Raw genomic sequence first — 11846 nt, 5'->3', positions numbered from 1 at the left:
CGACAGGCTTTTCTCTAGAGATCAAGCTCCAGCTCAAACTCTTTCGTAACCTCGGCCTTTGAAATCTCAAGGAGATCAGAGCTTTCTAAAAACTCGATCGCGAGAGACGGTCGCTTATTTCGGGACATATTTTTCGCGAGCACGTCGAGTCGTTCACTATCGTTAGAAATCTGGCCTCGGTCTCTGTTGCCGCTTAGCGCATCGATCTCTTCACGATTGAAAAACCAATGGCAATTGCCTTTGTGCCGGGAGCCAGCCACATAGGACGCGGCCCGATCCATGCCTGAAGTGTAATAAACGAATACATCTCCCTTCACCGTGCTTCCTTGGCTTGCGTAAACGGTGGTGGCATACGCTTGGGCTAAGCACAACGGGCCTTGATCGTCACAATAATCCGACTGCTTAAAGGACACTGTGCGGCCATTATCACAGCGCACGGTAAAGTTCAGGTCCGCACTGTTTTTTTCCACTCGTTCAATGGTACCCAGATCGCCGTTGGTAAAACCTCGAGGGTAATCATTTCGGGTAAAGCGCACCCGTTCCCCGGTAGAAAACTGAAAACGCATGACTTGCTTGCTGACCCGACAATCGGTCTCGATGTTCTCTCGCCCGACTAGGCCATGCTCCTGATAGTAACGGCGCACGGACTCATTTAAAGGCTGTACGTCACGCCAACGCTGAGCCAGGATCATCGCCTGCTTATCCGGATGCGTTTCCTGGAACTTCTGCCAACTTTGCATTAGTTGTTCTCGGGCATCGGCACTGTTATCCCCAAAACTCAACAAGCCGCGGGCCTGATACGCATGCAAAGCACTCTTGGCGTCTCCGGCGCGGAGTTGCTTCACAGTTTCACGGGCCCATAACTCGTCCTGACGACGAACAATCTCGATACGGGCGCAGCCTTGGCGTCGAGACAAGAAGCTTAGGCTGCCACCATGGCTAATTGCATCCATCTGTTGCTGTTCACCGACAAGAATCAGCTTACCGCTGGCCTGCCTCACGGCATCCACGAGGCGCAGTAAGTCCAGGCTCGAGAGTTGGCCAGCTTCATCAACCAAAAGCGCGGTGTTATCCAGTTGAAGCCGGTCATGTTCCAACTCGTTTAATATCTTGGCTAATGTATAGGATTTAATTCCGGTCTCGGCTTCCAGTTGGTTCGCAGCTTGGCGCGCTACAGTTGCCCCAATTACTTTGAAGCCAGCGGCCTCATAAGCGATCTTAACTGCTTGCATCGATGTTGATTTTCCAGCCCCGGCGGCACCCTGAAGGATATCCAAACCACTCTGGCAGACACTAAAAACACCCTCGGCCTGTTCATCGGATAATGCGAAACCCTGACGCCTGGCTTGCTTTTGTATGGCGTCTTGAATGATCTGTTCCGATAACTGATATTGTGCTTTCTGTTGCAGCTGATCAGCCAGACGAATAAGTTCTTGCTCCTTGCCGATCATCTCTGGTGTTGAAAAGAGTTGGTTGTTTGCTTCATCGCGACCCAATGCAATAACCTCCTGCTGTTCGACCAGGTGTTTCACCGTGCACTCAATATCCCGTAAATCCGCATGATTCCACTGGGCCTCGAGGGCTATGGCAAAATACAGGTCTTGCAGGCGAAATACCGCTTGCTTCTCAACTACCTTTTCAACAATGGAGGTTAAAGGTAATGGGTTGCTCTCGAACATGGGATGGCCAACACGCAAGGCTTCGGCCTGTCGGGCGCTTAGCCCCAGTGTGTCCAGCTCCTGATGCCACTGGCGAAACAGGGCTGGACGATCCACTTGTTGCTTGTGGATTCGCGTGATGAGCTTGATGGCATCGCCAATGGTGGAAGCACTGCTGCTAACATTCCCACCATCCAGGGCCGCTTCTATCGCTTCTGCCCGCTTAGAAAAATGCTCGCAGATCTGCTGCGGAATGCCTTGAACTTCAAAGTGTGCTTTGCCTTCGCGCTTCTCAACACCAAAGCCAATCTCACGCAGATGGTTGGCCAAGGCTGAACGGTAAACGGCCCCGGCGGCCTTCTGCCATAAGAACAATTGACGAGATTCTAGGGTGCCCCACGTGCCGTCTGTTCTTGGCGCTGCGTTGGCTACCAGGCAATGGGTATGAAGTTGCGGATCTTGGGCACGACTGGTTGAGTGCTCGAATAACGCGGCAACCAATCCGGTGACGGCCTCCTGTTCGTGACCAGCATGGCCACGCCTTGTAACACCCGCGTGCTGCTCCAGAAAGCTGAGGGCCTGTTTAACGGCCTTTAGCTGCCCTGCCTGAATCAGTTGACGTAAATCAGCGTCTGATCGTGCCCATAAAATCGATAAAGACTTGGGTGCTGAGAATGTCAGGTCCCAACCAGCGCGATGGTGATCGCCAGGATTCTCGCAAAGTGCAGTTCCGTCCGGTGCGCAGCCACGAAAAATGCTGCGGTAGTCTTTGGTATCGACTTCGCCTTGTAGCCCAGATAAGCGCGCGCCCAAACCAGCCCACCGGCCAGCAGGTTCGCCGCCTGAAATGTAATAGTCCTCACTGGCTAAATTGGCGTAGTAGTCCAGGTTGTTAATCGAATTCATTGACAGCATGACGTCGCCTCCGTAACTGGTCACGGCGGCTGGCCGCTGGCGTAGACTTGTCAGTCGATGGGCTCGGTCGTGGCGCCTGAGTTAACCAACTTGCGGGGCAGTGCTCTGGGGCATGTTTCAACAGGTTCGGCACAGGCCAGAGCAATCGGTAAACAGCTTGCCAGCCGGGAATGAGCAAATAGCCTTCGGCACCACGCCGTCCGGCTTGGGGAAGCTGCACTAAATCCGAAGGATTAACCAAGGCTTGGGTCTCATGATGCCAGTTAGTAATCGGCGCCCCCTCTGGCCCGGCGCTACTGGTTGGTCGCTCCACCTCTCGCTCTCCAAAAGCTTTGGCAGTATAGGTCGCCGTCTCGCCTGCGGCACCGACGCGCATCGATGCAAACACCGTGAACATGTTTAGCAACGAATCGGCACCGCGTTCGCTGTACAGCTGCTGCAATTGTGAGATGGATTGGGTACCCGCGACCAGTCTGCATCCTTTACTGCGACCTAGCGACATCCACTCCAAAAGCGACTCGTTGCGAGGTAGGTTGGCCAGCTCATCTAAAAACAGCCATAGCTCACGAGTCGTGGTGTTGGTCTGTGCCAGAATGTTCGAAGTCATGAGCGCAATCAATGCATTTGCAACCGGGGCACCAATGTCCTTAAAACGCTTGTCGGCTTGAACTAAGATCACAGGCTTGTCAGTGTCAGCCTGCTGAACCCACTGCGTCATGGAAAAGCCGTTCTGGTAAGCGCGGGGCCACGCATCGGCAAGGGTATAAATCCAGCCGAGCGAGCCTAAGAGCTGGGCGAAAAAACTCTGTGTCGTCTTAGAGTTTTCGGCAATGAATCGCGCTGCCCTCGGAAAATGTTCAGCTAGCAGGTTATTCAGCGTCTTCTCATCGAGTGAAAGTGTGCTGGCTAACTCCAACCAGCCCCAACGGCGGCTAGTGTTGTTAAGAATCTCTGTCACACCGGTAAAAATCATCCGTGCACCGTTCGACCATAATGGATCATCCGAATCTGGAATCAGACGTTCGGCAATCAGCTGAGCGCGAGTAGCATTGCTGGCATCGGCGCTGATGCTCCATGCTTTGCTACGCCTATCCCAGGGCGCAATGAGGATGCAGGTCTGAGGGTTGAAGAACAAAGAGGTAAACTCTCGCTTCTCGTCATATATGAAAGCACGCTCGCCTCGTTCAATTACTTGCTGAATTAACGGCTTTATAAAGATGGTCTTACCTGTGCCTTGTGCGCCGGCCACGAAAATATTGCCGCTCTCACGGACACGGGGAATGGCGATTTCTGGGTGTAGTTTCAAACCTGGTTGAGGATGATCCCGGCGCTCTAGTTTTAGCCGCTGTTTCGCATGTTGGATGGCACAGTTGTGCCAATACAGTCTGGGGCCAGCTATATGTTGCAGACCGTCTCTGCCTCCGGGGAAATAAAAGAGGCGACCAGCTGTATAAGCACCAATCGAGGCTGCCAGCAGAGGTGCGACGGCATGAATGACGAAATCAACTGTCCATCCGTAGTCGTTAATCTGCTGCCAATAATGTTCCCAGCCTTTTACGCTGTGACTAGAGAGCAAAAGTTTTACTGACTGCCACAACGATGGCCAATGATCTGAAAAGCGCCCCCAATCAGAGCCAAGATGCCAAGTGAAAAAATACAGCAGACTCAAAACTGAGAAGAAGGTGATCGCCACCACCACAGCGATCACACCCCAGTCCTGACGGCGAGCAGAGGGTGGGAGGTGTTGGCCCATTACCACTTTACCCCCCTCCGCTGAAGTTGCTGCAGCACTTCTTTCCGTTCGTTCGGTTGCAGCCCAACAACTGCGCACAGCATTTCAAAAACGATTTTGCGCTGACGTTGTTCCAGACGAGATAATTGTTGCTGAATCTGCTGCTGTAGTTCGTGTTGAGACCATGCACCGCGGACAACCTCTGCGATGGTACATCCTCGTTGCTCCGCCTCCTGTTGAAGCCGCAGATAATCTTGCATAGGAAACCTAGTCGTAACCGCCTTACTCACATCTCTGGCTTTCATACTGAAATCCTAGAAAACAATAAATATTACATACACTTAATAGCGTATTTTTCGCGAAACGGTGCGGGGGGTTGAAATCATTCAGGAAGCACGAGCCAAGGGAGTTCCTTCTCGATAACAGGACGCCACTGATTCCACCACGGGTGAGTGGGGTCTGTGCTCATCAGCTCAGTGTCTGACAGGACTGAATTTAGAAATTCGAGATTTTGCCCAGAAGGGCTAATTAATCTTTGATCAAGCATGTAAAGGTCATTCCTGATCGTGTTGAAAGTCAAACCGCGAATCTTTTGGCAGTCCTCACTAAGAGTCTGAAATACCCTCCTGGCGATGTCTTCGCGCTTAAACTTTGGGTTGTCAATCTTAATGAATATCGCATATTCATACAGAGCGCGCCGGCGTGATTCGGCTTGACTAAGGTCATCTGTCAGAAGACGCTGCTGAGCGTACGTAACGAAGCGCTCTTCTGCTTCTTCGAGGGTTGGCACGCGCCCGCTGCGGCGATCTTCAAGCGCCAACTCTCTCAGGGGTCCCGCGAGAGCAGACTTCAGTAATCCAGCACCATCTGCCCAATAACAAAACTCATACGGCTCCACATAGTAGCTATTGCCCTCGGGCACAGCAGTAAGCTCTTTCAGTAGGATGGCTTCGCGCGTTTTGATAAATCCGCGCTCCCGTTCTTCTCTCCAGTCATTGTTGTATTGGCCTGGTTCAAACTGAAACATGAACGGATCCATTCCGACTGACAAAGAGGCCGCCTCATCCACCGTCCAAAGGCGCTTTTCTGCATACTCTTCCCAGATAAAATCTCGACAGTCCATCCAAGGTACAATCATGGTCCTCAATATAGGATCAGGGAAAAGAACTCCTTGAAGCGCATAAATCACCTCTTGTCGCTGAAGTAACATAGACGGTTCGAATGGGTGACCTTCTTTTAGCAATAGCCTGACCGCTTTGCGCACTCTCCGCTCAGTGTTCCTATACTCAGCAGAATCGACATTGGGAAATTCTTTGCTCGTCTCAAAATCATAATCTGACATTTTCTTTCCTCACGTTTGCGGATTTATCGCAATCAAAAGTGACGAAATTGGACTTGTTGTGTCCACAACAATGAAGATTTTTTTCGATTTCTTGAGGATAAATGTTGTTAAATCCCGAAAGCCTCTCTCTCAGGGCTTAATTTTGCTTGGACCTGTAACCTCATGTAGTTGCCTCCGCTAAACGGGACACCACCTCATTTTCTAAAAGCCAGTTACGCCTTTAGAACCAGCCCTTTGTCCCTTGCCGGTTCTTACAAGCAGCTTAGGGCATTAAATATTCTGCTCAGCCGTCCAACAGCACATTTATGTGACTCAAAACCAGCGTCTCTGACATAATCAGGCAAAACCCCATCAAAACCGGCAAAACCAGAAGTTCCATTTACACACGCAGGCTGGAAACCATGAAAACCCAGGACAACAACATGGTCGATATGGCAGATCGGTGGCTCTCGATCAGCGAGATATCCCAGTATCTGGGCGTTTCCAACGACACTGTGTACAAGTGGATAGAGCAAAAGGAGCTTCCAGCCCACAAAATTGGTCGACTCTGGAAGTTCAAGAAGGATGAGGTCGATGAATGGGTCCGCTCTGGTAAGGCTGCCGAAAAGTAGGGAAACAGCAACATGCTCAAGTTGGAAGATATAAAGAAAGACGCGCAAGTTCGTGGCATCCAGGGCGATGAAGTTGTCCGTGTCGTACAGACAGAGCAAGTCGGCGAGCACGCTCTCACGGTTTACTACAAAGACAGCCAGGGTCGCCTTAACGAGCAAATGCTGTTTCGTTCTGATGAATCGCGCCTGGAACTGGCTGAGACTGGTCGCCCGTGGGCATTTGATGCGCCAGGTGCGGACTTCAAGCTTGGCCTAGAAGCCTACCGTATAACCCAGGCCGCTCTGTTTGACCCCATGATGGCGGTGCACACCTCCAACGTAGAGCCTCTGCCACATCAGATATCGGCAGTCTATGAATCCATGCTGCCTCGTCAGCCGTTGCGATTTGTGCTGGCCGATGACCCCGGCTCGGGTAAAACCATTATGGCTGGTCTGCTGATTCGTGAACTGCTGATGCGCGCGGATGCCAAGCGAATCCTCATTGTTTCGCCAGGTGGCCTTACCGATCAATGGCAGGATGAATTGCTGGAAAAGTTTGGCGTTCAGTTCGAGATTTTCAGCCGTGAAAAGCAGGAACAGTGTGCCTCCGGTAATTTTTTCGACGAAGCCAACCAGCTTATCTGCCGTCTGGACCAACTTTCCCGCAACGAAGATTACCAGGAGAAACTTAAAAACACTGAGTGGGACCTGATCATCGTTGACGAAGCTCACAAGCTTTCAGCCAACTACTTTGGCAACAAGGTCAACAAGACCAAGCGCTTCCAGCTCGGCGAGCTATTGGGCTCAATCACCCGTCACTTCCTGCTAATGACCGCTACTCCACACAACGGGAAGGAAGAGGACTTTCAGATCTGGCTCTCCCTGCTGGACGGTGACCGTTTTTATGGCAAGTTCCGCGAGGGGGCTCACAAGGTTGATGTCTCCGACATGATGCGGCGCATGGTCAAGGAAGAACTGCTCAAATTTGATGGTACGCCACTTTTCCCAGAGCGACGTGCCTACACGGCAAATTATGGCCTCTCAGACGCTGAAGCAGCGCTTTATGCGGAAGTGACAGACTACGTCCGAAACGAGATGAATCGGGCCGACAACCTCGATGGGAAGCGTAAGGGTACGGTCGGTTTCGCGCTGACCATGCTGCAGCGCCGTCTAGCCTCAAGCCCAGAGGCCATTTATCAGTCGCTCAAACGCCGGCGGAAGCGCCTTGAATCTCGCCTGGATGAAATGAAGCTAGTGGCACGAGGCGAAGGGATTAAGAAATCGGGTCAAAACGGTGTCGCCGAAACACTGGGCGAATACCAGGTCACGAAACAGGTTGATGTGCCCGAGAACATCGATGAGATGGATGAAGAGCTGAGTGCCGAAGAATACGAGATGGTCGTCGATCAGGTGGTTGACCAAGCCACGGCTGCTGAAACCATCCCAGAGCTGGAAGCCGAAATCCTGATCCTTAAAGACCTGGAATACCAGGCAATGACAGTTGTTCAATCCGGCAACGACAAAAAATGGGAAGAGCTCTCTCACCTACTGCAAGACCGGCCCGAGATGTATACCGCCGGTGGCAGCCGCCGTAAGCTGATCATCTTTACCGAGCACAAAGACACTCTGAACTACCTGGTCCATCGCATCAGTGGACTCCTGGGCGACCCTAATGCAGTTATCACCATTCACGGTGGCACCAACCGTGACGCTCGACGCAGAGCACAGGAAGAATTCCGAAACGATCCCGATGTACTGGTGCTGGTCGCAACAGATGCTGCAGGCGAAGGTGTAAACCTGCAGAACGCCAGCCTAATGGTTAATTATGATTTGCCATGGAACCCAAACCGACTCGAACAGCGTTTTGGCCGTATCCACCGAATTGGTCAAACTGAGGTATGTCACCTCTGGAACCTAGTCGCCAACGAAACCCGGGAGGGCGATGTATTCCAGAAACTGTTCGACAAGCTGGAAACTGAAAAGCAGGCATTGGGCGGCAAGGTCTTCGATATTCTCGGCGAAGCATTTGAGAATAAATCCCTTAAGGACTTACTCATTGAAGCTATTCGTTACGGCGAATCGCCAGAGGTCAAAGACAAACTGAATCAAGTAATTGACGGTGCTCTGGATACCGATCACCTCAAAGAGATTCTGCGCCGCAATGCCCTCGTTGAGCAGCATATGTCGCTTGATGACTTGTACGCTGTGAAAGAAGAAATGGAAAAGGCAGAAGCGCGAAAGCTTCAGCCCTACTTCATCCGCGCCTTCTTTACAGAAGCTTTCCAGATACTGACAGGAGAGATGCGTCCTCGAGAAGCCGGGCGCTATGAAGTACGCCATGTGCCAGCAGCCATTCGCGAGCGAGATCGCATTATCGGTGAGAGTCGCACCCCGGTTCTGAAAAAGTACGAGCGTATCTGCTTTGAGAAGCAGCTTGTTCGAGTGACTGGAAAACCCATGGCCGATCTAATTCACCCCGGCCATCCGCTGATGCATGCTGCAACTGACCTAGTGCTTGAGGCTCACCGCAGCAAACTCAAGCAGGGTGCCGTATTAGTAGATCCGAATGACGACGGTATTGAGCCGAAAATTCTGTTCATGGTCGACCACACAATTCGCGAAGGCATCAATGATGGGGGCGACAAAGACAGTGGAAAATCCACTATCGCCTCTCGCCGCTTACAGTTTGTAGAGATTGATCAGCACGGCGAGACTTTCCATGCTGGCTGGGCACCTCACCTTGATTTGCAGCCCATCGATACATCTGACCACAAGCTGGTTCAGGACATCCTGAATGCCCCTTGGATCACCGGAAATCTTGAAGGCCTGGCGCTTAGTCATGCTTCCCAACATCTGGTCCCAGAGCACTACCAGGAAGTTAAAACCCGCCGAGAGCGGCAGGCAGACAAAGTACTAACGGCAGTCAACGAGCGGCTAGTGAAGGAGATCAGCCACTGGTCTGACCGATACATCAAACTCACCGACGATATGGCTGCGGGCAAACAGCCCCGTATGCAACCAGAGATGGCACGTCGACGAGTCGATGAGCTGACCGAGCGTTTAAACCAACGCAAAAGGGAACTGGCTGCCATGAAAAACGTCGTCTCCAGCACACCTGTTGTGATTGGTGGAGCCTTGGTGATTCCTCAAGGACTGTTGTCGATGCGCAAAGGCGAAACCACATTTACCGCGGATGCTCAGGCACGCGCGCGCATTGAGCAGGTTGCCATGACTGCGGTTATCGATAACGAGCGGGCTCGCGGGCACTCAGTGAAGGATGTCTCTGCTGAAAAGTGCGGCTGGGACGTAACGGCGAGGCCCCCGGCAAACTCTGATGGATCATTGCCCCCTGACCGGCATATCGAGGTCAAAGGCCGCGCCAGGGGCCAGGACACCATCACAGTTAGCCGCAACGAGATTCTTTATGCACTCAACCAGGCCGAAAAGTTCTGGCTCGCCATTGTGGTTGTCGACGGTGATCAGTATGAAGGCCCCTACTACGTGCGAAACCCCTTCACGGTGGAGCCAGATTTTGGCGTCCCATCCGTCAATTATGAATTGAAATACCTGCTCGCCAAAGCCGAGCCTAAGGAGCTAACCCCATGAGGCTCGAAACTTTACAACTCACTAACTTTCGACGCTTCAAGCACCTGGAAATCAGTTTCCATAAAAACTTGACTGTGTTGGCGGCGCGAAACGGACAAGGCAAAACGTCAGTGCTTGATGCCGCAACTATTGCGCTGGGCACTTTCGTAGGTGCTTTCGATTTGGGTAAGGCCAAACATATTGAACAGAGAGACGCCCGCTACAAGCGCGAGAAAAACAAGCCAGAGAGTGAGCAACAGTTCCCTGTTGAAGTAAAAGCATCGCTTTCGGGTCTTAAGAACCCAGTGTTGCGGAAACTCAGCGGCGCTAAAAACAAGACCACGACAAAGGACGCGGCTGAATTGGCGGCACTCGGCAAGAAGATGATGACTCAAGTGCGAAACCTTGAACCAGTTGCTCTGCCCCTGCTCGCTTATTACGGCTCTGGACGGTTGTGGAACGTGCACAAAAACGTGACCCGCAAGTCAGTGCTCAGTGAGAGCCGTACCATGGGCTATGAGGACTGCTTCAGCTCTGCTTCCAGCTTTACTCAGGTTCAGCAATGGATGACCAAAGCCACCTTTGCAGCACTGCAACAGAAAAGCATGCAGGCCTACGAAGGTTACAACATCGCTGACCAAATCGAGGGTATTCAAGAGACGGTTAATACCGTGCTTAGCGTCGAGGGTTGGAGTGGATTCCACTACAGCGTCCACCATGAAGAGCTGGCGATGACGCACGAGGATCTTGGTGTACTACCAGTTTCTCTGCTCAGTGACGGCGTTCGCGCCATGGTCTCTCTGGTAGCCGACATGGCCTGGCGTTGCGCCAAACTGAACCCCCAGATGGGCGCAGATGCTCCCAGCAAAACAGAAGGCATCGCTTTTATCGACGAAGTCGACATGCACCTACACCCGAAATGGCAGCAAACGGTAATTGGTTCTCTCCGCGCTGCCTTTCCGCAGGTGCAATTCATCGTCACTTCTCACAGCCCCCAGGTGCTGTCCACAGTGAAATCTGAATCCATCCGACTCATTCGTAGTGAGCAGGACCCTGAAACCGGAGAGATTCAATCAGACGCGACAATACCAACCGTGCAGAGCCGTGGCGTCGCCAGCAACGAAGTAATGGCTGAGCTGCAAGGGATTGACCCCATACCCGGCGTTGAAGAGGCGCAGTGGCTCAAAGACTACAAAGTACTTATAACGTCAAGCCAGAGTTCGCCTGAAAACGAAAGCAATAAGCAGAAACTCAAGTCCAAGATTCTCAATCATTTCGGTGAACAGCACCCCGAATGGCTGGAGTGTCAGCGTCTTGAACGTTTGCAGCAAATGAAAATCAAGCTGAGAGGGAAAACCTCCGCTAGCGGGTCAAAGGACTGATATGCACCAGCTCGACAGACCACCAGCGCCAGGTTGCCTCAGCAATTTTCAGCATGGCCGCGATAATTGGGGCCGCGTTACGCCTGCAGATAAAACTGAAATCTGGGCCAGCCTGAATATGATGCAGGGTAATCGTTGTGCCTATTGCGAATATAATATTCGTACCGAGCCCGACAGTCACCACGCCCATATCGAACATTTTCGGCAAAGAAGCCGCCATCCTCAGGGAACATTTGACTGGAACAACCTGTTTGGATCCTGTAACCGCCCAGACAGCTGCGGCAAACATAAGGATGGGCAAGCTTATCAGCCTCAAGATCTTATCAAGGCCGACCAGGAAGACCCAGAATACTACCTGCGCTTTTTATCAGACGGCCAGGTTGCACCTGCAGACAATTTAACGGAACAAGAACGACACAGAGCCGAGGAAACCATCCGGATATTCAATCTAAACGGGTCTCTGCGCCAAATTCGAGAAACCTACGTGATGGGATACCAGGATACCGCCGAAGAATTTTTGGCCCTTGCCGATGAATTTGACGAAGACGAATGGCGCCCCCTGCTAGAGCAGGAACTAGAGGCTATTTCTGGCCAGCCGTTTGAAACTGCCATCCTCCACATTCTACATATCGCCTAAGAGAG

Annotated in this window: 8 protein-coding genes; 4 read left to right on the top strand and 4 right to left on the bottom strand. The window is 52.0% G+C overall.

From position 1 onward, the window contains the following. Positions 1–14: 14 nt before the first annotated feature. The 4 genes from mobF to R0125_RS01620 all read right to left on the bottom strand — a co-directional run bounded on the left by mobF (position 15) and on the right by R0125_RS01620 (position 5647). Positions 15–2573 (bottom strand): MobF family relaxase, encoded by a 2559-nt coding sequence (mobF, locus tag R0125_RS01635; RefSeq protein WP_317236909.1) that lies wholly within the window; start codon positions 2571–2573, stop codon positions 15–17. Next, positions 2551–4281 (bottom strand): type IV secretion system DNA-binding domain-containing protein, encoded by a 1731-nt coding sequence (locus R0125_RS01630; RefSeq protein ID WP_317236908.1) that lies wholly within the window; start codon positions 4279–4281, stop codon positions 2551–2553. Before R0125_RS01630 ends, mobF begins: the two co-directional genes overlap by 23 nt. 44 nt (positions 4282–4325) lie before the next feature. Then, positions 4326–4610 (bottom strand): hypothetical protein, encoded by a 285-nt coding sequence (locus R0125_RS01625; protein WP_317236907.1) that lies wholly within the window; start codon positions 4608–4610, stop codon positions 4326–4328. A gap of 77 nt (positions 4611–4687) precedes the next feature. Next, positions 4688–5647, bottom strand: a complete 960-nt coding sequence (locus tag R0125_RS01620) for a hypothetical protein (protein WP_317236906.1) — start codon at positions 5645–5647, stop codon at positions 4688–4690. Between the two features lie 422 nt (positions 5648–6069). Here R0125_RS01620 and mads1 point away from each other — a divergent pair, with 422 nt between their 5' ends. Genes mads1 through ptuB form a run of 4 tightly spaced genes read left to right on the top strand, consistent with a single transcriptional unit; the run spans position 6070 to position 11841 of the window. Further along, complete coding sequence (mads1, locus tag R0125_RS01615) at positions 6070–6258, top strand: methylation-associated defense system helix-turn-helix domain-containing protein MAD1 (RefSeq protein ID WP_317237945.1); 189 nt, start codon at positions 6070–6072, stop codon at positions 6256–6258. A gap of 12 nt (positions 6259–6270) precedes the next feature. Continuing rightward, entirely contained in the window at positions 6271–9843 is a 3573-nt protein-coding gene (locus R0125_RS01610; protein ID WP_317236905.1) for a helicase-related protein, read from the top strand. Next, a complete protein-coding gene (locus tag R0125_RS01605; RefSeq protein WP_317236904.1) occupies positions 9840–11204 on the top strand; it encodes an AAA family ATPase in 1365 nt (454 codons plus the stop codon). The genes R0125_RS01610 and R0125_RS01605 overlap by 4 nt, the downstream gene beginning before the upstream one ends. Position 11205: 1 nt before the next feature. Then, positions 11206–11841 carry a retron Ec78 anti-phage system effector HNH endonuclease PtuB gene (gene ptuB / locus R0125_RS01600; protein ID WP_317236903.1) on the top strand — a complete coding sequence of 212 codons (636 nt, stop codon included), beginning with the start codon at positions 11206–11208 and terminating at the stop codon, positions 11839–11841. Positions 11842–11846: the final 5 nt, after the last annotated feature.

It is taken from the genome of Marinobacter sp. M-5, from assembly GCF_032911545.1.
GTDB classification, from domain to species: Bacteria; Pseudomonadota; Gammaproteobacteria; order Pseudomonadales; family Oleiphilaceae; genus Marinobacter; species Marinobacter goseongensis.
The sequence above is the reverse complement of the archived record's forward strand: the minus strand, read 5'-3'. Positions and strand labels throughout refer to the sequence as shown.

Coding starts and splice junctions, on each gene's coding strand:
- R0125_RS01610 (WP_317236905.1), top strand. CDS start 6,271: ATGCTCAAGTTGGAAGATATAAAGAAAGACGCGCAAGTTCGTGGCATC.
- ptuB (WP_317236903.1), top strand. CDS start 11,206: ATGCACCAGCTCGACAGACCACCAGCGCCAGGTTGCCTCAGCAATTTT.
- mobF (WP_317236909.1), bottom strand. CDS start 2,573: ATGCTGTCAATGAATTCGATTAACAACCTGGACTACTACGCCAATTTA.
- R0125_RS01605 (WP_317236904.1), top strand. CDS start 9,840: ATGAGGCTCGAAACTTTACAACTCACTAACTTTCGACGCTTCAAGCAC.
- mads1 (WP_317237945.1), top strand. CDS start 6,070: ATGGTCGATATGGCAGATCGGTGGCTCTCGATCAGCGAGATATCCCAG.
- R0125_RS01625 (WP_317236907.1), bottom strand. CDS start 4,610: ATGAAAGCCAGAGATGTGAGTAAGGCGGTTACGACTAGGTTTCCTATG.
- R0125_RS01620 (WP_317236906.1), bottom strand. CDS start 5,647: ATGTCAGATTATGATTTTGAGACGAGCAAAGAATTTCCCAATGTCGAT.